The sequence below is a fragment of the Xenorhabdus japonica genome (genome assembly GCF_900115195.1).
Taxonomy (GTDB): domain Bacteria; phylum Pseudomonadota; class Gammaproteobacteria; order Enterobacterales; family Enterobacteriaceae; genus Xenorhabdus; species Xenorhabdus japonica.
Window position 1 is genome coordinate 18,519 of the sequence record NZ_FOVO01000003.1, and the last position, 25,728, is coordinate 44,246.

18 protein-coding genes and 1 pseudogene are annotated in these 25,728 nt (G+C 42.5%); 5 read left to right on the forward strand and 14 right to left on the reverse strand.

All coding sequences use genetic code 11. The annotated features are described in order from the left end of the window. Positions 1–8: 8 nt before the first annotated feature. From mdtC to purM, 9 genes and pseudogenes are all read right to left on the reverse strand, one after another. On the reverse strand, positions 9–3,116 hold the full coding sequence (gene mdtC, locus BM135_RS01990) for a multidrug efflux RND transporter permease subunit MdtC (RefSeq protein ID WP_092517328.1): 3,108 nt from the start codon (positions 3,114–3,116) through the stop codon (positions 9–11). Continuing rightward, a complete protein-coding gene (locus BM135_RS01995; protein WP_092517329.1) occupies positions 3,113–6,268 on the reverse strand; it encodes an MdtB/MuxB family multidrug efflux RND transporter permease subunit in 3,156 nt (1,051 codons plus the stop codon). Before BM135_RS01995 ends, mdtC begins: the two co-directional genes overlap by 4 nt. After that, positions 6,268–7,506 carry an MdtA/MuxA family multidrug efflux RND transporter periplasmic adaptor subunit gene (locus BM135_RS02000; RefSeq protein ID WP_092517330.1) on the reverse strand — a complete coding sequence of 413 codons (1,239 nt, stop codon included), beginning with the start codon at positions 7,504–7,506 and terminating at the stop codon, positions 6,268–6,270. Before BM135_RS02000 ends, BM135_RS01995 begins: the two co-directional genes overlap by 1 nt. A gap of 442 nt (positions 7,507–7,948) precedes the next feature. Further along, on the reverse strand, positions 7,949–9,412 hold the full coding sequence (gene mgtE / locus BM135_RS02010; RefSeq protein WP_092517332.1) for a magnesium transporter: 1,464 nt from the start codon (positions 9,410–9,412) through the stop codon (positions 7,949–7,951). A 260-nt stretch (positions 9,413–9,672) separates the two neighbouring features. Then, entirely contained in the window at positions 9,673–11,205 is a 1,533-nt protein-coding gene (gene ppx / locus BM135_RS02015; RefSeq protein WP_092517333.1) for an exopolyphosphatase, read from the reverse strand. Between the two features lie 3 nt (positions 11,206–11,208). Continuing rightward, a complete protein-coding gene (gene ppk1 / locus BM135_RS02020) occupies positions 11,209–13,278 on the reverse strand; it encodes a polyphosphate kinase 1 (RefSeq protein ID WP_092517334.1) in 2,070 nt (689 codons plus the stop codon). 76 nt (positions 13,279–13,354) lie between these two features. Continuing rightward, a pseudogene (speG, locus tag BM135_RS02025) lies at positions 13,355–13,894 on the reverse strand (spermidine N1-acetyltransferase); the annotation flags it as partial. 383 nt (positions 13,895–14,277) lie between these two features. Beyond that, a complete protein-coding gene (gene purN / locus BM135_RS02030) occupies positions 14,278–14,916 on the reverse strand; it encodes a phosphoribosylglycinamide formyltransferase (RefSeq protein WP_092517335.1) in 639 nt (212 codons plus the stop codon). 168 nt (positions 14,917–15,084) lie between these two features. Next, positions 15,085–16,128 carry a phosphoribosylformylglycinamidine cyclo-ligase gene (purM, locus tag BM135_RS02035; RefSeq protein ID WP_092517503.1) on the reverse strand — a complete coding sequence of 348 codons (1,044 nt, stop codon included), beginning with the start codon at positions 16,126–16,128 and terminating at the stop codon, positions 15,085–15,087. Between the two features lie 225 nt (positions 16,129–16,353). On the opposite strand from purM, the gene upp reads away from it, so the two are divergent. Both upp and uraA read left to right on the forward strand, forming a co-directional pair. Next, positions 16,354–16,980 (forward strand): uracil phosphoribosyltransferase, encoded by a 627-nt coding sequence (gene upp, locus BM135_RS02040; protein ID WP_092517336.1) that lies wholly within the window; start codon positions 16,354–16,356, stop codon positions 16,978–16,980. Between the two features lie 69 nt (positions 16,981–17,049). Next, the gene (uraA, locus tag BM135_RS02045) at positions 17,050–18,282 is read left to right on the forward strand and encodes a uracil permease (protein WP_092517338.1); all 1,233 of its coding nucleotides are present in this window, start codon (positions 17,050–17,052) and stop codon (positions 18,280–18,282) included. Here uraA and BM135_RS16845 read toward each other — a convergent pair. Continuing rightward, complete coding sequence (locus BM135_RS16845) at positions 18,271–18,423, reverse strand: hypothetical protein (protein ID WP_175485899.1); 153 nt, start codon at positions 18,421–18,423, stop codon at positions 18,271–18,273. The genes uraA and BM135_RS16845 overlap by 12 nt on opposite strands. Before the next feature lie 849 nt (positions 18,424–19,272). On the opposite strand from BM135_RS16845, the gene hda reads away from it, so the two are divergent. After that, positions 19,273–19,980 (forward strand): DnaA inactivator Hda, encoded by a 708-nt coding sequence (gene hda / locus BM135_RS02055; RefSeq protein ID WP_175485901.1) that lies wholly within the window; start codon positions 19,273–19,275, stop codon positions 19,978–19,980. A 92-nt stretch (positions 19,981–20,072) separates the two neighbouring features. Here the strand turns inward: hda and arsC are convergent, their stop codons facing one another. Both arsC and bepA read right to left on the reverse strand, forming a co-directional pair. Continuing rightward, a complete protein-coding gene (arsC, locus tag BM135_RS02060; protein WP_092517341.1) occupies positions 20,073–20,429 on the reverse strand; it encodes an arsenate reductase (glutaredoxin) in 357 nt (118 codons plus the stop codon). Positions 20,430–20,440: 11 nt separating this feature from the next. Further along, complete coding sequence (bepA, locus tag BM135_RS02065) at positions 20,441–21,904, reverse strand: beta-barrel assembly-enhancing protease (protein WP_092517342.1); 1,464 nt, start codon at positions 21,902–21,904, stop codon at positions 20,441–20,443. Positions 21,905–22,057: 153 nt separating this feature from the next. On the opposite strand from bepA, the gene BM135_RS02070 reads away from it, so the two are divergent. Then, positions 22,058–23,113: an AI-2E family transporter gene (locus BM135_RS02070; protein WP_092517343.1), complete on the forward strand. Its 1,056-nt coding sequence runs from the start codon at positions 22,058–22,060 to the stop codon at positions 23,111–23,113. 223 nt (positions 23,114–23,336) lie between these two features. On the opposite strand, the gene bcp is transcribed toward BM135_RS02070, so the two are convergent. Continuing rightward, entirely contained in the window at positions 23,337–23,804 is a 468-nt protein-coding gene (gene bcp, locus BM135_RS02075) for a thioredoxin-dependent thiol peroxidase (RefSeq protein ID WP_092517505.1), read from the reverse strand. A gap of 402 nt (positions 23,805–24,206) precedes the next feature. Between bcp and BM135_RS02080 the strand changes: the two genes are divergently transcribed. Then, positions 24,207–24,935 carry a Thoeris anti-defense Tad2 family protein gene (locus BM135_RS02080; protein ID WP_092517345.1) on the forward strand — a complete coding sequence of 243 codons (729 nt, stop codon included), beginning with the start codon at positions 24,207–24,209 and terminating at the stop codon, positions 24,933–24,935. Between the two features lie 116 nt (positions 24,936–25,051). Here the strand turns inward: BM135_RS02080 and BM135_RS02085 are convergent, their stop codons facing one another. After that, positions 25,052–25,639, reverse strand: coding sequence for a glycine cleavage system transcriptional repressor (locus BM135_RS02085; protein WP_092517347.1), 588 nt, complete (start codon positions 25,637–25,639; stop codon positions 25,052–25,054). Positions 25,640–25,728 lie beyond the last annotated feature (89 nt).

A 25,728-nucleotide genomic window follows, 5' to 3' on the forward strand; every position in this document is an offset into this window, starting at 1 on the left:
CATGTATTTCATTTTGACTCAGTTACCCGAGATAGGGAGATGTTGAGTGTTGCCTGATGATGACGCCATTTTTCACGCAATCGGTCAAAAAACAGATACACAACCGGAGTGGTATACAGAGTGAGAAGTTGACTCATCACCAGACCACCAACAATAGTGATCCCCAGCGGGAAGCGTAATTCAGCCCCATCTCCATTGCTCAGTACCAAAGGTAAAGCACCCGCCAGAGCAGAGAACGTCGTCATCATGATCGGACGGAATCGCAATAAACTAGCCTGAAAAATCGCTTCCTGGGCACTGAGTTTGCCGCTTCGTTGTGCTTCAAGGGCAAAATCCACCATGATAATGGCGTTTTTCTTGACAATACCGACCAACAGCATAATTCCAATCATAGCAATTAGGCTAAATGGAGTATTGAACAGTTCCAGAGCCAATAAAGCACCTATTCCCGCAGAAGGCAGGGTAGAAAGAATTGTCAGAGGATGGATGTAACTTTCATAGAGCACTCCGAGCACCAGATAAACAGTGACGATGGCAGCAAGGATCACCAGTAATTGGGAGTGCTCGCTCTCTTGGAAATCCTGTGCTGTACCAGCGAAAGAGCTACGCACTGCTGAAGGAACACCCAGTTCTGTTATTGTTCTTTCTATTGCACTGATTGCATCGGACAACGTATAGCCGGGTGCCACATCAAACGCAATAGTAGAAGAAGCTGAAAGCCCCTGATGATAAACGTCCAATGGTGCATTAGAAGGATACCACTGTGCAAAGTAGGAGAGGGGAATGCGTTCTCCCTTGCTATTAATGACAAACATTTTCTCCAGCGCGCTGGGATCTTGGTTATATTGCGGAGCAACTTCCATGACTACTCTGTATTGATTCAGCGGTTCGTAAATCGTGGAAACTTGCCTCTGTCCAAAAGCGTTGTTGAGCAAATTATTTGCCTCGGCAACATTAATGCCCAAATGAGCCATAACATCACGATCATAGGTAATCGCTATTTCAGCAGCTTTAGCCTCTTCATCGTCATCAGCATTGACATCTACCAATTGAGGTATTTTTTCCAATGCTTTCTTGACAATAGGACTCCATTTACGCAGCTCGCCAAAATCATCAGACAGTAAATTAAACTGATAAGTTGATTTAGCTCCCCGTCCTCCGCTTCTTAGATCTTGAACAGGAACTAAATATAAGCGTGCTCCTGCTTCATTGGTCAGTTTGCTTCTTAAGCGGGTAATAACTTGCTGGATACTTTCGGTACGTTCTTTCAATGGCTTCAGAGAAATAAACATAGAGCCTGTATTGATGCTGTCACCACCAGTAGAACCCACAACATTATCCACGGATGGATCGTCATTGACGACCTGCATAAAGCGTTTCACTTTTTCACGCATGGCTTGAAATGAAATACTTTGGTCAGCAATCACAAAACCCAGCATTTTCCCCGTATCTTGTTTAGGGAAAAGTGTTTTTGGGATACTGACATAGAGCCAGATATTCAGGGCAATAATGCCAAGTAATGCCAACAATACCCAACGAGTATGATTGAGTATCCATTTCAATGAACGGCCATAGCCTTGCTGAATTCTCAGCAATACCTTCCCGAACCCCAGTGTCTGCTTCTGTGTGTTTGCTGGTGTGGATTTGAGCAAGTAAGCACACATCATTGGAGTCAAGGTCAGTGAAATGAACAAAGAAATCCCGATGGCGGTTGTAAGTGTGACCGCAAAATCCCGGAATAATCTGCCGAGTAACTCATCAATTAATACGAGGGGAATAAATACTGCAACGAGTGACAGGCTCATAGCCAATACAGTGAAACCAACTTCTCTGACCCCTTTGAGAGCGGCTTGCATGGGTTTTAACCCAGCATTCAGGTGGCGGGAAATATTCTCCAGTACCACAATGGCATCATCGACAACAAATCCAGTGGCAATGGTTAATGCCATCAAAGAGAGGTTGTTCAAACTGAAACCACATAAATACATGGCGGTAAAGGTGCCAATCAGTGATACCGGAACGGCAATTGCCGGAATCAATGTCGCTCGGCCAGAACGTAAAAACAGGAACACGACCAGAATCACCGAGGCGACGGCAATCGCTAGTGCACTTTTTACTTCTTGCAGAGAAGTTTGAATAGCCGGTGAACGATCCTGAGCAATATTTAGCTGAATATTGGCGGGTAAAGATGCTTGCAGATTAGGAAGTTGCTCACGAATGCGTTGAACGGTTGAGATAATATTTGCACCCGCTTCACGACGGATAATAAGAACAATAGCAGACTTATTTCCGGACATACCTGCTGCGCGAATATCCTCGACAGAGTTCTTAACATTTGCGACATCCTGCAACCTGACAGGGGCTCCATTATTATAATGCACAATAATCGAGCGGTAACTGTCAGGGGTTTTCAGTTCGTCATTGGTACGTAGTTGCCAAATCTGTTTATCGGAATCAATATGTCCCGTTGGAAATTGGACATTGGCATTATTGATGGCATTACCGACATCGTTGAGAGAAACACCTTGATTGAAAAGTGAATTCGGGTTTAGTTCAACACGTATTGCCGGTAATGAACTACCGCCGATACTGACTTTACTGACGCCTTCCGTCTGAGAAATTCTTTGGGCCAATCTGGTAGAAGCAAGATCATACAATTGTCCCTCACTATAATTGTCAGAGGTGAGGGTTAAAATCATAATCGGGGCATCTGACAAATTGGCTTTATAATATCTCGGTTTGCTTGGCATACCGGAAGGCAATAAGCTTTGTGCGGCATTGATGGCCGCTTGAACATCCCGTGCCGCACCGTTGATATCCCGGTTGAGATTGAACTCCAGATAAATAAAAGAGGCCCCCAGTGAGCTGGCGGAAGACATCTCTTTTACCCCTGAAATCCGACCCAATGCACGTTCCAGAGGCGTCGTCACTGAGGATGCCATAGTTTCTGGTGACGCGCCGGGCATGGAGGCACGAACCGTTATCACGGGAAAATCAATTTGTGGCAGTGGTGACACAGGCAGCAAGAAAAAACTGAATGCACCACAGAGAGTGATGGCTACACTCAGTAATGTTGTAGCAACTGGCCGCTGAATAAATAGGGCGAAGAATTTCACAGCGGCTCCTGATGATTAATTGAGGATTTATCAAGCCTTATTTGCTTATCTTTGCCGTTTTTTCGGTAATAGCATGCTAGCTTATCAAACAGCAGATAAATAACGGGAGTTGTGAACAAGGTTAGAATCTGGCTCATGATCAGGCCCCCGACCATGCTTGCGCCTAAAGGACGGCGCAGCTCTGCACCGATACCGGTACTCAACATCAGTGGCAATGCTCCCAGCAGCGCTGCCATTGTTGTCATCAAGATTGGCCTGAAACGCAACAAACAGGCTTGGTAAATGGCCTCATAAGGAGGCATTCCTTTTTCCCGCTCTGCCGCCAGAGCAAAATCAATCATCATGATGGCATTTTTCTTCACAATGCCGATCAAGAGAATGATCCCAATGACGGCGATAATATCTAATTCATAGCCACCGATCATCAAAGCCAGCAATGCACCAACACCTGCGGTAGGTAAGGTTGACAAGATTGTAACGGGATGAATAAAACTTTCGTACAATATACCGAGTACGATATACATGGCGACGACAGCAGCCAGAATTAGCCAAAGGGTATTACTGAGTGCATCTTGGAATGCCAGCGTTGCTCCCTGAAATTGCGTAATGATGTCTTTGGGCATTTGGATCGCCCGTTCTGCCTCATTGACGGCATTGACTGCTTGTTCAAGGGAAGAACCTTTCGCAACGTTGAATGAAAAAGTGGCGGAAGGAAATTGTTGTAGATGATCGATAGACAAATTCCCCAGCCGCTGTTTGACGGTGGCAATGGTATTGAGAGGTACCATTTTTCCATCATTACCGGTCAGATAAAGATTATTCAGCGCTTCCAGCCCCTGAGCATTCTTCGTATCTTGCTCAAGGATGACGCGATACTGATTTGATTGAGTGTAAATGGTCGAAATCAGGCGTTGGCCAAAAGCGTTATACAAGGCATTATCCACCGCAGCCATAGAGATCCCAAACCGACTGGCCATATCTCGATTTACATGGAGATAAGCCACTAACCCTTGATTTTGCCAATTGTTACCGATATCCACCAACTCTGGTCGTTGTTTCAGGGCATTTTGCAATTTAGGAACCCAGACAGCGAGTTCATCAAGTGAAGTAGCCTGCAATGTAAACTGATATTGCGTGCGTGATAATTGGGTATCAATTGTCAAATCCTGTGTTGGTTGTAGGTACAGTGTGACATCAGGGACTTTGGCAATGCGCGCCTGTAAACGTGGAATGACTTCGTCAATGGGATCGTCACGTTGGCTGAGTGGTTTCAACGTGATTTGAAGACGCGCATTATTCAAGGTTGGATTATTACCATCAACACCGATAAATGTCGTGACATTATCCACAGCGGGATCTTTTAATAACAGCGTCGTGACTTGCCGCTGTTTATCTGCCATTGCATTGAACGAAATGGATTGTGGTGCTTCCAGTGTGCCCTGAATCAGCCCGTTGTCTTGCAGGGGAAAGAATCCTTTGGGGATCACGACATAGAGCAGGGCAGTCAGAGCCAATGTGCTGAATGTAACACCCAGTGTAATCCAAGGGTGATTTAGCACTCGTTTCAGGAAAACAGCATATGTTGCAATCATGCGTTCGAAAAAACGCTCGCATGCCTGTTCGAAGCGATTGTGTTTAGTATTGGCTTCGGGTTTTAGCATTCTTGCGCACATCATCGGCGTTAGCGTCAATGACACAACAGCAGAAATTAAAATGGCAACAGCAAGGGTAATGGCGAATTCCCTGAACAGCCGACCGACAATATCTCCCATAAACAACAGAGGGATCAAGACGGCAATTAATGAAAAAGTCAGGGAAATAATCGTAAAGCCGATTTCTCCCGCCCCTTTCAGTGCAGCAGCCAGAGGCTTTTCTCCCCGTTCGATATAACGAGAAATATTTTCTATAACGACAATAGCATCATCCACAACAAAGCCGGTTGCAACGGTTAACGCCATTAAAGTGAGGTTATTAACGGAAAAGCCGCAAAAATACATAACGACGAATGTACCTACCAGCGAAAGCGGTACTGCAATACTGGGGATCAAGGTTGCAGTGACATTGCGCAAAAATAGGTAAATCACCATGACGACCAGTGCGATAGCCAGTAACAGTTCAAATTGAACATCTTTGACTGAATTGCGGATCGAAATCGTGCGGTCTGTCAGTAGCTCTACATTGACGGATTTGGGCAGGCTGCTGATCAATTCTGGCAGCATGGTATGAATATTATCTGTAGTCTCAATAACATTCGCTCCGGGTTGGCGTTGAACATTAATAACGATGGCCGGCTTCTCATTTGCCCATGCGCCCAATTTACTATTTTCCACACCCTGTTCAATGGTGGCGACATCACGCAGGCGAACCGGAGCATTATTTTTGTAGGCTACGATTAAATTGCGGTAATCATCAATAGATTTCATTTGATCGTTGGTGGATATAGTAATGGAGCGGGTTGGCCCGTCAAAACTGCCTTTTGCCGAATTTACGTTGGCTTTCATGATAGCAGAACGGATAATATCACTATCTAATCCTTGTGAAGCTACGGCCTGTGCATTCAATTTCACACGTACAGCAGGGCGCTGCCCACCTGCTAAAGTGACCAAACCGACACCACTGACTTGAGAAATACGCTGTGCTACGCGGGTTTCCACCATATCTTGCACCTGAGTCATCGGCAGGGCATCAGACGTTACAGCCAGTGTCAATATGGGAGGATCAGCCGGATTGACTTTGCTGTAAATTGGCGGATAAGGCAGATCTTCCGGCAATAGATTACTGGCTGAATTGATCGCCGCCTGCACATCCTGCTCTGCCACATCCAAGGGCAATGAGAGCTGGAATACCAGCGTGATAACAGAAGCTCCACCAGAACTTCTGGATGACATTTGTTTTAAGCCGGACATCTGACCAAACTGTTTTTCCAGCGGAGCGGTAACGGCGGATGTCATCACATCCGGATTGGCGCCGGGATACAGTGTTACCACTTGAATTGTTGGATAATCGACTTGCGGCAATGCAGAAACTGGCAGCATCCGATAACCAATTATCCCGGCCAGTAAGATCGCAACCATAAATAGCGTCGTAGCAACAGGACGCAGGATAAACAGGCGTGATGGCCCTCCGCCTGTCATTGAAGAATCAGGTTGCATTAGGAGTTCTCCACCTTACCGTTTGATTGTTCTGAATTCTTCTTATTTTTATCTGCATCAAGTGATTCAATTGCCAAGGGTTTGACAATCTCAACTTTGGCACCTTCGGTCAGACTGTCAATGCCATCAGTAACGACGCGATCACCTGCTGACAGGCCACTATTGATGACCACCAACTGATTATTTTGCAGTCCTGCAATGACCTTGTGTTTACCGACTTTATTGTCTTTACTTATTTTCCAGACAAAATTACCGCTATTTCCCATTTGTAATCCAGCCGTTGGAATAACAACGACATTATTCAGTGTATTAACCTTCATCTGGATATTGACGAATTGATTAGGGAACAGCACATTACTTTGATTATCAAACTGAGCTTTCATCTTGATTGTGCCAGTAGTTACATCAATTTGATTATCGATACTGAATAGTTTTCCTTGTGCCAATTGCTGTTGATTATTGCGATCCCACGCGATGACAGCGACATTTTCGTGATCTTTCTGAGCCTTTAACACAGTGCTAATATCGTTTTCAGGCAGGGAAAACAGCACATTGATGGGATCAACTTGTGTAATGACTACAATGGGAGTTGCTCCCGCACCAGACACATAATTGCCGACATCAATGCGTTTTAATCCGACGCGACCAGAAATAGGTGCCGTAATACGGCTGTATGCCAATTTTAATTTGGCTTCATCAATATCGGATTGGGTGGCTTTCACGCTGGCTTCACTCTGACGAACCAAAGAGGTTTGCTTATCCAGATCCTGCTGGGAGATAAGTTTATTTTTCGCCAATTGCTGAAAGCGGAGCAAATCCTGTTTTGCATTAGTCAACGTTGCCTGATCTTTGGCATATTGCCCCTGCGCTCTTGCCAGCTTGACTTTCAGGGGACGAGGATCGATTTCCGCCAGTAAATCGTCTTTTTTGACATACTGGCCTTCATTAAAATGTAAAGCCATTAACTGACCTTCCACTTGGCTGGTAACAGTCACTGTGTTTGCCGCCATAACCGTTCCTAATCCGCCTAAATAATGAGGTACAGATTTGATTTCAGCCGTTGCTACCTGTACGGGAGGATGGATTGGATTGTTTAAATTCCGTTTTGACTCTGAACCCTGAGAGTTATCTGATGATGAAGGTGCGTTGAAATATTTCCACGTAAAGAAAACTACCGCGACGATCACGGTTAGCGCCGCAGCGAGACGGAAAAAGTAGGAACGGCTTTCGTTATTCATTTGCTCGACATTCTCTTAATGTAATGACAGTAATCAGTCATGTAGCATCTTATGCCAAAATAGATGCAAAAATATATTATTAGTGTAACCAATGGGAATTAGTCAATAATGAAGAAAATATGGAGGTTATGTCAAAAAGATAATGAAACGCTGAATCTGAAATTTGATTTCTATCGTACAGCCCAATCTGGGGCGCAGGAATTGTATTATTCCATTGAATGTCGTGATACGACAATTATTGAGTTGTCACTTGTAAAGATATTATTTGGTACGAAAGAGACTATTAATAGTTAAAGCCTATTAATCATAACCACCCGCATAGCAGGTGGTTTTATGTTAAGAAACATAAGCTTCTTAAACTGGCTAAAGCCATAAATGACAAAAAACGCCGATGTTTTAATCGGCGTTTTTGAGTTTTTGTTTAATGGGGTCTATATCAGAACTAAACCAGAAATAGCGTCGCCAATCCTAAAAAGATAAAGAATCCGCCTGTATCTGTAATTGCGGTAATCATCACGCTGGAGCCAATTGCTGGATCTCTGCCCAATTTCATCATAATAAAGGGTATCAATACTCCCATCAGTGCTGCCATCAATAAGTTCAATACCATTGCCATCGTCATGACACATCCCATGGCAAGGTCACCATAGAGCAGGTAAGTGATGACGCCCATGATTCCACCCCAGATAATGCCATTGATAACGGCAACACCCAGCTCTCTCAATAACAGGTAAGAAAAGCTGCCAGTTTGGATTTGATGAAGTGCCAGCGCACGGACGATCATGGTGATGGTCTGGTTACCAGTATTGCCGCCGATGCCTGCCACGATAGGCATTAAGGTTGCAAGGGCAACGAGCTGGGAAATGGTATGTTCAAATAAACCAATTACGCGTGAAGCAACAAAAGCGGTACATAAGTTTATGGCAAGCCATGTCCAACGAGTTTTTACCGCCTGACCAACAGGAGCAAAAACATCCTCTTCGCGGCTTAAGCCCCCCATTCGGCGGATATTGGTGTCAGTTTCTTCATTTAAGGTATCAACGATATCTTCAACAGTCAGGCGTCCCATTAAGCGCCCGTTATTGTCCACTACGGCGGCAGAAATCAAGTCGTAACGTTCAAATGCACTGGCGGCATCTTCACCTTTTTGCTCTGGTGAGAAAGTAACGGTATCCATATTCATGACTTCGGATACCAATCTGTCTGGTGCATTGAGCAGTAAGGTTGTGAGGAGCAGCTCTCCTTGAAGACGATTCTTGCGATCAATTACAAAGATTTTATCTGTCGTTTCAGGAATTGAGCCTCTGGTGCGTAAAAAACGCTGAACGGTGCTGAGTGTAACATTGCCTCGTACTGTCAAAAATTCGAAATCCATCATCTGACCGATACTATCTTTATGGTACTGTAATACTTCTCGGATGCGATTGCGTTGGCTCGGTTCCAGATAGGTCAGCAGGCGGCGAGTGGTATCACGGGGGAGATATTCTGCAATATAAGCCTGTTCATCTACATGTAGCTTACCAATGGTGCGTAACAGCTCAACATCAGACATATCTTTGATCAGATTATCCCAAACGGGAATAGAGGCTTCTACCAAAACCTCACCACGATGGTTACTGTCGATCAAACGCCATAAAGCGAGACGCTCATCATAAGGCAAAGCCTCCAGAATATCGGCAATATCGGCTGCATGCAGACTGGTCAGCAGCGCACTGACTTCCTCTATTTTCTCCAATAATTGTTCGTCACTGATAGCTGAATATTCATCAGCTTGACCCAATAATGTATCGACAAATAGCTTATCGTGGATAAATAGTGAAAGCAGACGTTGACGAACATGTGCCAGCTTTTGGGAATATTGGCTGGCAACAGTTGGATTATCAGGTGTAAAGGTTGGTTGTGACATGGAGCACCTTTAAGGCAGAAAATAGGGCAAAAAATTAGGCGATTGTAATAATATCGCCATAAATTTGTGTGTTATTGGGTATTATATTCTGTTTTTGGGCTACTGAGATATTTCACCGATTACTGTTGTGTTTGCAGATAATGTTCCAATGCTGCCATAAATGAATAGATAAAGCGCCCAAATAACATTAAGAAGCTGACAAACAGTATTAATTTTATAATTTGAACCGTTTTCTTGTTCTTTTTCATAACGCGATATCGTTAAGTCGATTCCTCTTCAATGTATAATTTCCAACCAGTCACGTCACGCCAGTAGCTTTGCTCTTTCTCCAGATCGAGCAACACGAGGGCATTTTGTGCTAAATAATTTTTGGGCAGATAGAGTATCCAATGACCGTGATCGGTTTCTAGTCTTAATGTATCCGGTGTTGTGGTAGATTGGCGTTGGTTGTTCAACAAAGTTGCCAATCGCAATATCTTGAGCATGGGAAGATACTGTTTTTTCTTGTACAAATAGAAGCGGGGATGCTCATGTACTTTAACCGCTTTGCGGTGATAGCGAACCAGTGTTGCCAACAATGATTGTTGTTCTTGGTTGAACCCCGGCAGATCGGTGTTTTGCAGGATATAAGCAGAATGCCGTTGCAAGCCACTCAGATTGATGCTTAAACCAACCTCATGCAGCATGGCTGCCCAAAGTAGAATTGACTCTAGTTGTGGATGTACTCGTTTGGGATTTTGTGCTGCCCATTGGTTATAAAGGTTTCTAGCAGTACACCAAACTCGGTCTGCCTGTTCCCGATCGATATTATAGTGCTCAGCAAGGCTTTTGGCAGTTCGCTGGCGAATATCCTGATGACGGAAACGATCCTCCATTTCGTAAAGTACACCTTCCCGCAATGCACCATGAGACAGGCGTAATTCCTGAATATTTAAAGCATCGAAAATGCCACACAATATTGATAGCCCGGAAACAAAAGTTTGTTTGCGGTCATCGGATAATCCCGGCAATTCCAGTGCTGTGAAATCTCTGTATTTCAGGACTCGTTCTACCAGCATATTTAAACGCTCTGGCGTAATTAGTCCATCTTTCTCATCCAATTCCACCAACAGTTCGTGTACTGCCTTGATAGTTCCCGATGCGCCCAAGGCAAAATCCCAGCCTTTTGTCCGAAATTGCCAGACGAGATTTTCCAGTTTTTGTGCTGCCTGGAGTCGCGCCCGGCGAAAGTTATGTTCATTAATTACACCGTCCGGGAAGAATTGACGGGCAAAACTAACACAGCCCATACGGCGGCTTTCAATTAATAGAGGTTCGAAGTCTTCACCGATGACTAATTCAGTGGAACCTCCACCAATATCAATCACCAGCTTCCGGCCTTTTTCTGGTTGCGTATGCTCAACGCCCATAAAAATCAGACGGGCTTCTTCATGACCAGAGATGATTTCAATTGGGTAGGGGATAACTTCTTTTGCCCGTTTCAAAAATTCTTGTACGTTGGTGGCTTCACGTAAGCTATGCGTTCCCACTAAACAGACATTATCGGCGGAAAAGCCCTGTAATCGTTCTGCAAACAGAGAAAGGCAATTCAGGCCACGGCTTATGGCTTCTTCGCTTAATTCATTTTTATTGTTTAAACCATCGGCAAGATAAACCCGCTTCTTTAAACGCCCAATAACCTGTAGTGCGCCATTAACAATACGGGCGATTACCATATGGAAGCTATTGGAACCCAAATCAATAGTGGCAATTTCTTGGGGTTTGGGCATCGGGGTATCGTGTTTTAACGGCATAAATCAGGCCCTTGGTTCCGGTTGTTCGAGGTTTTTCAAATAATCATAAACAGCAAGCTGCGCGCGGATTTTACGCTTATTTCCTCGTGGAACATAGTGATTGCTCAATTCCTTATCAATATATCGTGCTTTGACGGTATCACTGAACTGCAATTCAAGGATATCCATAACCTGTTGTTTCAGAAGAGGATCGAGCAGGCAAACAGCCACTTCAATGCGATGGTCAATGTTGCGGGTCATCCAGTCGGCTGAAGAAAGGAAAACTTTTTCATTGCCTTTGTTAGTGAAAACATAAACGCGATCGTGCTCCAGGAAACGATCCACAATACTGGTGACTTGAATGTTTTCACTAAAGCCGGATTGATTAGGAACCAAAGAGCACATGCCACGTACAAGAATGCGGATTTTGACACCAGCTTCAGAGGCATCATATAGGCGATCCACCAACTCCTTATCTACAAGGTTGTTGACTTTCAGAGTGATCCCCGCCAATTCACCAGCCTGTGCATTCTCGATTTCCTGAGTAATCAGTCGATTGAGCATGGAGCGTGAATTTTGGGGCGATACCATTAAATTATTAAATGTGACAGGCCGATAAGGGTTTTCAATAAAGTTAAATACCCGACGAACTTCATTAGTGACTTCGGGGTTGGCAGTCAGCAGAGAATAATCAGTATAGAGGCGTGCTGTTTTTTCGTTGAAATTTCCCGTACCTATATGGGCGTAACGAATAATTTCTTCACCTTCCAGCCGTGAAATAATGAAGAGTTTTGCGTGAATTTTCAGGCCCAGGGCGGAGAAAATAACATGTACTCCCGCTTCAGTCAGGCGTTTTGCCCAATGGATATTAGCTTCTTCGTCAAAGCGTGCTTGCAATTCCACCACTACAGTCACTTTCTTGCCGTTATGTGCCGCATGAATCATGGAATCAATAATGCGTGAGTCTTTTGCGACGCGGTAGATATTAATCTTGATTGAAAGCACACTAGGATCGAAAGACGCCTGACGCAGTAATTCCAGCACATGCTCGAACGTGTGGTAAGGATAATAAAGCAGGACATCCCTTTCACGGATAGCGTCGAATCCGTTGCGGAAATGGTCAAACCAAGTATGGCGCAGCCGCGGTATGGGTTTGTTCAGAAGGTTCCGGTTTCCTTCATTGGGAAATTTGATGAAATCTTTAAAGTTATGATAGCGACCACCTGCAATCACAGAGTCATCATTCGATAACCCCAGCTTGCTGCGCAGTAGTTCCACCATTTCATCAGGCATATCACGCTGATAGACAAACCGTACAGGCTCCGCAGTCAGTCTTTGCTTCAATGTGGAAGACATCAGTTCCAGCAGACTGGATTCCATTTCTGTTGCAAGGTCATATTCGGAATCGCGGGTCATTTTCATTGAGTAGACGTTCAACGTATCATAATCGAAAAATCCCTTGAAAATTTCATCCAGTGTGTAACGCAGAATATTATCAAGTAATATCATTGACTTGCGTTTTTTAGGCATCTCTGGGGGTAGATTGACAAAACGCGGGACTTTATCGGATGGAATTTCCAACAAAGCATATTGCGTTTCTTGCCCACGGATAATTTCAACGGCCAAATAGGTATAATCATCCTTTAAAAACTCAACCAAATTGGTTTCTGAGTTGATGACAATTGGTGTTATGTGTGGCCGTAAATGCTGACGAAAATATTGCCGCAGCCAGATTTGTTGATTCGGGGATATCTGACGTTCGTTGATCAAGAAAATTTGATTACGTGCCATTTCCAGCAGCAGATCGTTATAGAGGGCATCGAATTCTTGATCAATTTTGACAACCTTAGCCTGAATCTTTCTCAATAATTGGCGGGAACCAGTGGCTGAACCCCGTTCTTCACTGATAAGAATGCGTCGCTTTACATCAGCAAAACGAACTTTATAAAACTCATCCAAATTATTGGAGTAGATCCCTAAAAACCTCATTCTTTCAATCAGCGGGTTACTTTTGTCAGCCGCTTCCTGAAGTACACGCTCGTTGAAAGAGAGCCAGCTGAGTTCTTTTTCGGTATAAAGGCGATCGTGGGACATTACTACTCCTTACTGCTCCATTTGGTTTTCCATCTGGCTTGATGGTTAGCGTTTGATGAGCCGATGTGCTGGTCTGAGCTTTACGGGCTTTATTGGCGAAATAGTGGTGTTGGAAAGTACACATCCTAATAACTGTATGATAAGAGCCGTTTACGAAAAATTCATCGATTAATTCGCCTTCAATGTGGAATCCCAATTTATTGTATATATGAATTGCTTTCGTATTCTCTTTATCAACAATCAAATACAGTTTGTAAAGATTCAAAACAGCAAAAGCGTATTCCATCGCCAGTTTGGCGGCCACTGTTGCGTAGCCTTGTCCTTGATAGGCTGGGGCGATGATAATCTGGAATTCAGCACGACGGTGGACATAATCAATCTCGACTAATTCCACCAGCCCAACTTTGGAGTTCAGGCTTTCGATGATAAAGCGGCGCTCATTTTGATCATGAATATGCTTGTCATAGAGGTCGCATAATTCAACAAAGGCTTCATAAGGTTCTTCAAACCAATAACGCATGACACTAGCATTGTTATCAAGCTGGTGAACAAAAGGGAGGTCTTCCCGTTCAAGGGGACGCAAGTTTACAGATGGGCTTTCTGCACCATTGGGCATTGGATACCTCAGTGTTTTTTAAGGGATTGTATAAGCATGAAACCATGCTTACACCTTTCAGATTTCAAGTCGCCGCTTTGTTGGCTGCACCTACTTGTCCAAGCCATATAACTCGCTATGCTCCCGGAAGTTTGTTCTCTCACCATTGCGTATCAAATTGAAATCTATTGGGTATAAATATATTTGATATTAAATAATGTTCGAATAAATAATTATTACTAGATTTATCTTTAGGTTGATAAATAACCAATCATCTCGTGCGTAAAAAATAAATCAATCAAAAATAGCAACTTACAGTAAAGTGTCACTGAAGCATAGCACTTAAAAAATACTCTAATAAAATCAGTAACAGAAAGCTGTAAGTTGAAATTTGCTAGCCTAGATTATTCCGATGCGTAACCTTGTGGTGGCAGAACTTTGCCATCCATTATTGCTGTATTGCCTTCCATTGCCAAACGCTGATCTAAAAACCAGCCGATGACTAAAGGATAAATACTGTGTTCTTGGGTTTGTACACGTTCGATAACATCCTCTTCTTTATCTCTTGCAAAAATCGGCACTTTAGCTTGTAAAATAATGGGGCCACCATCTAATTCTTCAGTAACGAAATGGATAGAAGTACCATGTTCTTTATCGCCGTTTTCAATGGCTTTCCGATGGGTATGCAGGCCAGGATATTTGGGCAAAAGAGAAGGATGGATATTGAGCAGGCGTCCATAATAGTGCTGTACAAATTCGGGCGATAAAATTCTCATATAACCCGCTAAAACCACTAAATCTGGATCATATTGATCAATGGCTTTGAATAGGGCGATATCATAACTTGTACGATCCCCATAGGCTTTCGGATTGATAAAGTAGGCTGGGATATCTGCCTGTTCAGCACGTTGCAGGCCATAGGCATCAGCATTATTACTGAAAACCGCCGCAATACGTCCATTAATTCGATTTTGTTGGCAGGCGTCTATGATAGATTGAAGATTACTACCATTGCCGGATACTAAAACGACAATTTTTTTCATGATTTATTTTCGCTGAATGATTTGTTTTCACTGAATAGCTTGTCTTCATTGCAACTTGAAAGCCATAAGATACATCTTTTTCAGGCTACAGCTTGATTGGCTGTAACCTGAAATCAATTGGGCAGAATGTTTATTTAATAATTTATATTGTAACTTTATATTGCAACTTTATATTGAAATAACAACAGATTGATCATCGGCATGGCGTTCGGTAATTGTACCGATTTGCCAGGCATTTTCGCCTGATGCTTGCAGATATGAAATTGCCTGTTCTGCCTGAGATTGTGGAAGAGCGATTATCATACCGACTCCGCAGTTAAATGTGCGGTACATTTCGTGCTCGCTGACATTACCTGTTTGCTGTAACCAGGTAAAAATTGCTGGCCATTGCCAACTGTCGGCATTGATTCTGGCCTGCATGTTTTCTGGCAGAACGCGGGGAATATTTTCCCAGAAGCCACCACCGGTCAAATGTGAAATCGCATGAACCTCAACTTTTTCGATCAGCTCAAGGACTGATTTAACGTAAATTTGGGTTGGGGCAAGTAAATGGTCTGCGAGTGGTTTCCCTTCGAGCTGAGTTGTCTCTGGATCTGCCTGACTCACCTCAAGGATTTTACGGATCAGGGAGTAGCCGTTGGAGTGTGGTCCACTGGACGCGAGTGCAATCAGTGCATCGCCAGCCTGCACCTGACTGCCATCAATAATTTCTGATTTTTCGACAACACCGACGCAAAAACCAGCGACATCATAATCTTCACCGTGATACATACCGGGCATTTCTGCTGTTTCACCACCGACCAATGCACAGCCTGCTTGTTTACAGCCTTCTGCTATCCCCGTAATGACACTGGCAGCTGTGTCGACATCCAGTTTGCCGGTGGCATAGTAATCAAGGAAGAAAAGAGGCTCAGCTCCCTGAACAACCAGATCATTGACACACATGGCAACCAAATCAATTCCGATAGTATCATGGCGCTTCAAGTCCATGGCCAGACGCAGCTTGGTACCAACGCCATCTGTACCGGAAACCAATATTGGTTCACGATATTTCTGTGGCAGGGCACATAATGCACCGAAACCACCTAATCCTCCCATCACTTCGGGGCGACGGGTCTGTTTTACGACACCTTTGATACGATTGACTAAGGCATTGCCAGCATCAATATCGACACCAGCATCTTTATAGCTAAGAGAGGTTTTGTTGGTCACTGCGTAGCTCCCAGGCGGTTGCATTTTTATGAATAAAACAGAACGGCGACAATTCTAACAGCCTAAGCAAACGTTTGCGATAGCTTTGTATAGGTTTCCTGCCGGAGCAGAACAGAAGAAAACTATTCGTGATTGATAAAAATCAATAGATTAGTAGTGGCTTGATATTGAAAAGGCGGTATAATCCCGCGATTTTTTATCTGCTGGCTATATTAGGAGAAACCCATGAAGATCGTTGAGGTTAAACACCCACTAGTTAGACATAAGCTTGGCCTGATGCGAGATCATGATATAAGCACCAAACGCTTTCGTGAACTGGCCTCAGAGGTGGGTAGTCTTCTGACATATGAAGCAACTGCTGATTTAGAGGTTGAGAAAGTAACCATTGATGGCTGGTGTGGTCCGGTAGAAGTAGACCAAATTAAAGGGAAGAAAATTACAGTTGTACCTATCCTGCGTGCGGGCTTGGGCATGATGGATGGCGTACTGGAAAATATCCCTAGTGCGCGAATCAGTGTGGTTGGTGTGTATCGTGATGAGGAAACACTTGAACCTGTGCCCTATTTTCAGAAATTAGTTTCTGACATTAATGAACGCATGGCATTGGTTGTTGATCCGATGTTGGCGACTGGTGGCTCCATGATTGCCACCATTGATTTGCTGAAAAAAGCGGGATGCCCTGTAATTAAGGTACTGGTTTTGGTTGCTGCGCCGGAAGGGGTTACTGCACTAGAGAAAGCTCACCCTGATGTTGAATTGTATACCGCTTCGATTGATGAATATCTTAATGAGCATGGATACATCGTCCCCGGCTTAGGAGATGCAGGTGATAAAATATTTGGTACTAAATAACATTTATAGCCGGCTGAAAAGTCGGCTTTTTTTTGGTTTCTAGCAAGATGATATAAGAGGATATCAATAATGACCCGTCGGACTATTGGGGTAGACGAAAAGCCGCCTTTGGCACAGACTATCCCTTTAAGTTTACAGCATCTATTTGCCATGTTTGGTGCAACCGTTTTAGTTCCCATTTTGTTTAAAGTTAATCCCGCGACAATTTTGTTGTTCAACGGCATTGGAACATTGCTGTATTTGGTGATTTGTAAAGGAAGAATTCCGGCCTACTTAGGTTCCAGTTTTGCTTTTATCTCTCCTGTATTGTTGTTGCTTCCTTTGGGGTATGAGTTGGCATTGGGTGGATTCATTATCTGTGGTTTGTTGTTTTGTCTGGTTGCCCTGATTGTAAAAGTTGCAGGAAGGGGATGGATCAATGCGATGTTTCCGCCTGCAGCAATGGGGGCTATTGTTGCAGTGATCGGGCTGGAGCTGGCAGGTGTTGCTGCTGATATGGCGGGTTTGCGTCCAGCAGCAGGCACTGAGGTCAATACGACCAACCTGACTATATCGATGGTAACGCTGGGTGTAACTATCTTTGGTTCAGTGATGTTCCGTGGTTTTATGGCGATTATCCCGATTCTGATTGGTGTTTTGGCGGGTTATGCGTTGTCATTCTTCATGGGTGTTGTAGATTTAACTCCAGTACGTGAAGCTCCGTGGTTTGCATTGCCAACATTCTATACTCCACGTTTTGAATGGCTTGCCATCATGACGATTTTACCTGCGGCGTTGGTAGTCATTGCGGAGCATGTTGGGCACTTGGTGGTAACAGCAAATATTGTGCAGAAAGATTTATTGAAAAATCCGGGCCTGCATTGCTCGATGTTTGCGAATGGTTTTTCAACGATGATTTCGGGTTTCTTTGGTTCAACACCCAATACGACTTATGGTGAAAATATTGGTGTTATGGAGCTTACCCGTGTGTATAGCACGTGGGTGATTGGTGGTGCTGCGGTGATTGCAATATTGCTTTCCTGTGTCGGTAAATTGGCCGCGGCAATTCAAATGATCCCTGTTCCTGTTATGGGTGGCGTTTCCCTGTTGCTATACGGAGTGATTGGTGCATCAGGTATCCGAGTTTTGATTGATTCGAAAGTTGATTACAGCAAGGCGCAGAATTTGATTCTGACTTCCGTTATTTTGATTATTGGTGTCAGTGGAGCGAAAATTCAGATTGGTGCAGCCGAATTGAAAGGTATGGCTCTTGCCACGGTTGTAGGCATTGGTTTGAGTTTGCTTTTCAAATTAATCAGATAATTTAACATCTTTTTTTAAGGCTATCTTAGTTAATTCACTATATATGCGTGCTTTTTCTCTTAGCTTATCGGCTGTAATATCAGATAAATTATTGTATCTTCCCATGTTTGCTATTTGTTCTCTAATATTTTTATCTTCCATGTGGCATATATTTATAAAAATATGATCATGAGGTTCCTGGGTCTCATACATGGTTATGTATATTATTTTCTTAGGTTTGGGATCTAGCTTTTTGTAATGATTAAAAATTTTGAGGGAATAATTCTTGATCAAGTAATGAAAAGCATAAGTAGAAAGTTCATCACAATTTTCAACGAGATTAGTTTTGAATTTATTCTCAGTAAAATGTTTATAGCATCGGGGAATGCTTTCTGAGCCATTTTGACTATAAATCTGCTTTTCTTCTGTATGTAATTTATTAATTATCTCTTCTTTTTGTTCAATGATATTTATTAGTTTATGTACTATAGGATCCTCATATTCACCAACTTTATCAATTTTTTTAGTTTCAAAAAAAATTTGTTGGAGGAAACATTTATAAAAAAGATTTGAGTTTTTTTATCACATCACGTCATATTGTTTCTATTAACATATTAACCTCCAATGAAAATAATTTAAGATAGATAAGTTAAAGTCTCTGGTAATGTATCGTATTTCTACCATTAGCAATATTGACTATTGGTAGTATAGGGTTGTCAGATATAAGAACTTTTTCTCTGGGGTGGACTATATCTAGCTTGAGGACATAATGGGCTTTGTTTTGTTACAGCTGTATAGTTATGAAAAGTATGTTTTGATACTAACCTGAATTTTCATTATAATGCCAGTCAAAAAAAGTAAATTTTTACTATCTGATTGGTTGTAAATTGCCCCCATTTTATGGGGTAATGTGCCTCAATAATAACCTCCTGCTTTAAACAAAGCATTCGTTTCATTTATAGAGCTCTTTTGTGGTAGACTTAGCACTGTTCGTTATCCATTCTGTTTGAGGTGCTTCTGAATACACCGTCGCAGCTTTCATTGCCATTATATTTGCCCGATGATGAAACCTTTGCCAGTTTCTTTGCAGGTGAGAATACTTCCTTATTAGCTGCAATAAAATTGGCCATTAGCCATTCACACGGCAGTTATATCTATTTTTGGTCCCGCGATGGCGGGGGTAAGAGCCATTTGCTTCATGCAGCTTGTACCGAATTGTCCCAGCAGGAAGAAGCTGTAGGGTATGTACCACTGGATAAACGTGCCTATTTTGTTCCTGAAGTCCTTGATGGCATGGAACATTTATCATTAGTGTGCATCGATAATATTGAGTGTATTGCCGGTGATCAGGCATGGGAGATGGCTATTTTTAATCTTTACAACCGAATTGTAGAAATTGGCCGGACTTGTCTTTTGATCACAGGTGATCGTCCCCCGCGGCAAATTAACCTGACGCTGCCGGATTTAGCATCTCGTTTGGATTGGGGGCAAATTTACAAATTACAGCCTTTGTCTGATGATGAGAAAATTCAGGCATTACAACTACGGGCAAAATTACGGGGTTTTGAATTACCAGAAGATGTCGGGCGCTTTGTTCTGAAACGGCTCGATAGGGAAATGCAAACGTTGTTTAAAACTTTGGATGAGCTTGATCGTGCTTCCATTGTGGCACAACGCAAACTGACGATTCCATTTGTGAAGGATATCCTTGAGCTTTGAATTAATAAAGCAGAAAGGAAATTAGATCAGGATAAAAAAGTGATAGAGAATATATCCCTATCACTTTTTTATTTATTTTCTCTGAAGAATATTTAGAACAGAATTTCTTTAACTTGCTCAGGGGGACGCCCCAAACGCGCCTTATCACCAACAACAACAATCGGGCGCTCTATCAATTTAGGGTTTTCAGCCATCGCCTGAAGCAAGGCCTCTTGGGATAATGCAGCATCATCAAGGTTTAACTCTTTATATAGCTCTTCTTTGATGCGCATCAATTGACGGGCATCTTTGAAACCGAGCTGTTTCAATAACACGGCAAGTTGTTCTACTGTAGGTGGCGTATCGAGATAGTGAATGATTTCTGGCACAATGCCGAGTTCTTCAACCAATTTAAGTGTTTCACGGCTCTTTGAGCAGCGGGGATTATGGTAGAAAGTAACTTGTTGCATGTAAAAATCCTTCATTTTTTGTATTGGCTATAACTTTGTTGCAGTTGGCGCAATTGATCAATGCGGGCATCATACCGTTTTTGAGCATAACTGCCCAATTTTGCCAATGCACTGGCCTCGCTAAGTTGCATTATCGCTAAGTCAAATTGACCTTTTAATGCCATGACTTCTGCTTGGGCGGCGAGTGCCTCATCGCGTTTCCCTTGTTTTCCGGCGGCGTTTCTTAGCAGCTCCCATCCATTGAGATCGTCTGGGTGATTGAAGGTATAACGAAACAGAAGTTGTGATGCCTGAGAATACTTATTGTCCTGAAAATAGGCATTTGAGAGGGAAAATTGCAACACTGGGTTGTTTTTATGCTTTTTAAGGGCGTCCTGTAATCGATTGATGGCACTGGTATACTGTTTTTGCCCGATATCAATATTAGTCATTGTATCAATAAACCAAATGTTATCCGGTTGTTTATCCAGCAATGGAGAGAGTATTGTTCTGGCCTCAGTATATTTTTTATCCTGAGAAAGCAAAATAGCATGTCCATAGGCAGCTGCAAACTGTTCTTTGGCGGTTCCTTGACTATATTTTTTTAATAACTCGTCAATATAAGGGCGTTGATCGGTTGAATACATGGTTAAAATATGAACACGGGCGAACAGAAAATCTTGCGACTCAGGAACGGTTTTAGCTGAATATTGAGTTGCCCTATTGCGAGCATCGGCCAAGCGGCTGTCAGGTAATGGATGTGTATATAGCATTTCCGGTAGCCTGGAGCTGTAGCGGGATTGGTCTGCCAGTATCTGCATAAAATTAGGCATACCGCGCGGGTCAAATCCTGCTCGACTGAGCGTTCGCATGCCAATGCGATCAGCTTCTTGCTCATTCGATTGAGTAAAACTGATCATGCCCTGTTGGAAACCGGCTAATGTACTACTGAGTGCAGCCATACCGGCCTGTGGATTGGCCATTATTAGCAGGATCGAACCCAGTGTGCCAGCCCATGCCAGAGGACTGGTACGTTTTTGTTCTTCTATTAATCGTGCTAAATGCCGTTGTGTAACATGGGAAATTTCATGAGCCATGACAGATGCCAGCTCGCTTTCATTGCGACTATAGTGCAATAGAGCCGAGTGCAGAACAACGTTACCGCCGAAAAATGCGTAGGCATTAATATTAGGATTATTGATTAGATAGAAATGGAAGGGAGTTTTTACTGAATCGGCATGGCTGACTAATTTATGACCTAGGTCATTAATGTATTGGGTTAGTAGCGGGTCATAAATCAGAGGTGCCTGGGCCCGTATTGAGCGTATATAAAAATCACCCATAGCCATTTCCTGATTGATGCTGAGGGTTGCCCCTGCTGTAGTGCCAATATCAGGCAGTGAATCTTCAGCCGGGGCAGATAATACAGGTGTATTACCCAATAACAACAGGCTGATAAAGAGGGTTATCGGAGATTTTTTCGACGTTTTTTTCATAAAGCGATTCTCATAAAACAGTGTGCTCCGTTCTGGCTATCAATTTCATGAATACGTTTATGGTAAAAGGGTACCCTAAAATTGTTAATGATAATAAATTTTAGTGAAAAATAATCATTAGGAGTTGTCTCTAATCTTTAAGGAGCTGTATTTATGTTAGATATGATCATGCAATGGTATCGTCGCCGTTTCACTGATCCACAAGTTGTTGCATTATCAGTTATTTTATTAGCTGGTTTTGGGATCATCTACTTTTTCAATGGAATTTTGGCACCTGTTCTTGCAGCTATTGTACTGGCTTATTTGTTGGAATGGCCCACTGTACAATTAGGAAGGTTGGGCTGTAGCCGTACACTTTCTGTTTCTATTGTATTAACAGTTTTTATGGGAATCAGCGCGTTAATTATCTTGATTGTTGCTCCGACTGTCTGGCAGCAAGGTTTAAATTTAATTTCTGATCTCCCCAATATGATTAACCGATTTAATGAGTACGCGCATACTTTACCTTCTCGTTATCCTGCGTTGGTTGATGCCGGCATTATTGATATGGTTGCTGATAATCTGCGCAGCAAACTCTCTTTGGCGGGTGAGTCCGTTTTTAAGTTTTCGGTTGCATCTTTGATTGGATTATTGACGCTAGCGATTTATCTGATCCTTGTTCCCTTGATGGTGTTCTTTCTATTAAAAGACAAAAAACAAATGGTGGTGGCATTACAGTGTATATTGCCACGTAACCGCAGCTTAGCTGGAAAAGTGTGGCGCGAAATGAACCAGCAGATCACCAATTATATCCGCGGTAAAGTAACAGAAATGGTTATATTGACTATCTGTACATATGCGGTATTTGCTTTCTTTGGATTGCATTATTCTTTGTTGCTTGCGGTTTTGGTCGGTTTATCTGTGCTCGTTCCTTATATCGGCACCGTACTTGTCACCATTCCAGTTATTGTTGTGGCTTTGTTTCAATGGGGAATTGGGGCTGATTTCTGGACTCTGTTCATCGCATATTTAGTGGTACAAGGGTTAGACGGTAACCTCCTTGTGCCAATTTTGTTCTCGGAAGCAGTTAATCTTCACCCACTTGTCATCATCCTTTCTGTCATTATTTTTGGCGGATTATGGGGATTCTGGGGCGTTTTCTTTGCTATTCCACTGGCTACTTTAATCAAGGCTGTCATCCACGTTTTGCCGGAAGAAAAAGAACGATAAAAGCAACTGCTAATATTACAGATGGTTATAGCTTTATCTTTTCAGCGACATCGTAAGCAGGGTTAATCGATATTCGCTTCCTTGTCGAATTGGGCTTCGTTGCGGAATTAAGTCGTGAGAATTAATCATGAAAAGTAGCGAGTGAAAGAGTAAATAAGTTGCCGCCTGTTGGATGGAGCGGCAACTCAAAATTTATTGTGCCTATGGTGTAATAGGCACAAGATTAATGTTGTTTCACATAATCCAGTACAATTTGATGGTGATCACTGGTTTTAAATTTATCAAAAACGTGTTCAACATCACCTTGTGGGTTAATTAAGAAACTGATGCGATGAATGCCGTCATAGGTTTTCCCCATGAACTGCTTTTCTCCCCAAACACCGAATTGCTCGGCAACTTGATGGTTAACATCAGAAAGTAGTGTGAAATTCAGCATCTCTTTTTCTACAAAGCGGGATAACTTTTCAGGTGCATCTGTGCTAATGCCCAGTACTTCAACATTAACACTTTTCAGTTCATCCATTGTATCACGTAAGTTACATGCTTGAACTGTGCAGCCTGGAGTCATTGCTTTGGGATAAAAGTAAACTAAAACACGCTGCCCCTTGAAATCAGACAAATTAATGGCTTCGCCATCTTGGTCAGGAAGGCTGAATTGAGGTGCCTTATCACCGGCTTTCAATGGACTCATCATTCATTCTCCGTTTAGTTGTTTTGATTTAAATGATTTGAACGCTAATGCTGCTATACATTCTTACATTAACATGTGTATGCATCACATGTTATACATGCATATGAATTTAAAGTTAAATTTTTTCTTTTTGCATCGTTGTATTAAACATTATTCATATGCATTCGTCTTATTTCACGATAAATATGTACGTAGCAGTAAAATGTACGTAGCAGTAAAATGTACATAGCAGCAAACTTTGAGCTTACAATTCAGTGAATCACTCCTCATATATCAAATTATATGTCTTGCTACACGAGGATATTTGATTGAAGCAATAATCTTACTTAAGTAAAATTTTTTGGTGATTTAGCCGTAGGATGAAATTGCCTTGAACTTTAACAAATAATAAGTGAGGGATTTATGTCTGAAGTTAATAAGCCAGAAAATCAACAGTTTGATCTCAAATGCCCATTTGATCCAGACCAATATAAGATTAAGATTGATGCTGTAGCAGCGCCAACAGGTTCTTTTCCTTGGGCAATAATTCAAGTGTATTTAGGTAATCAGCTGTATCGTAGTGATTGGGAGGCTTCTGACGAATATATTCGCCTTGCCCCCAAGTCGGCGAATTTTTCGCCCCAAATTGAAAAGATCAATGAAAGTGGCGAATTTTCAATTTGGCAGCCAACTCAAGAAGACATGATGGCTTGTGATTGGAAATTTAACTGCATGCTGTCCTTTGATCTTACATCCGGAACCAGCAAATTTAATCACGGTCAGGATTGGGGATATATAAGCGACAGAGGAGGATGGGTCAGTGGAAGTGAATCTCCTTTTGGTACTCTAAATATAATCTCAAATAAGACAGAAATTGCAGATATTCTGGCATTCTATTGGAGTACGTATGATTGGTTGCATTTGATAGTATCTTCGAAAGAGAGCCATGAGAAGGTGGCAGGATTACTTACGAAAAATGTCTATGTAACCGTTGATAACACAATCTATAATCTTAGCGCTTCCGCACTTTTAAGTGGAGACGACACCAACGATACATACACCGTTGCATATAGCAATAATGACTCGCGAAAACTAGGTGAGATATTGAAACAAACAAATAAAACCAAGGCATTCTGTATAAATTGGCGTTAATTCTGCTTACACCCTGAATGCAAGGCTACGCTCCGGCGTGGCTTTTTCTTAAGAATCAGCCTCCACATTGAAGGCCCTGAGTGTCTTTTTTCTTTGCACATACGGATATGCATTCTTTAGTTTTTATTTTTATTTCGTTTTTGTTGTAATATTTCAACTTTTGAACGATTTTGTACACTAATGCTGCCTTGTGCCTTTAATTCCGTACATAGATGATGAAAAGTTTCTTTAAATATCGTGCCGTTATCGTCAGATGGGTTGTGGCCTATAATTTGAATCTGTAAGCGAGCATGGTGATTCCCTTCTGCTGGTTGAGTTTTTGATACCAGTTCAGCGATATTAAAATCTTGGGCCGTGAATAAACTGGTAAAACGTTCAACAATGCCCGGTGAATCATCTACATCTACTTTAACGGTGATGGTCGAAGGAAATTTTTTCTGAACACTGCATCGTGTGCGTTTCATTACTATGAGTAATTCAAGCTCTGCGCCCTTTTGTGGCAGGGTGGACTCGATCAAAGTAATGGCATTCCAGCTACCAGATAGTAACATGATAAAAGTAAATTCTTCGCCAAACATTGCCAGACGGCTATCTTCAATATTACAACCGCATGTACTAACGAGACGGGTGATGGTATTAACGATGCCGGGCCGATCGGTACCCAGGGCTGTGATCACTAAAAAATGCTGTTCTGATGTTGGCAAAGCGATTTTCCTTTAATTTTAATAGATGTCTGCTGTGTATATTGTGTTTAAACATAAAAAATGTTCAGGAGAAGGTCAATCGCATTTGT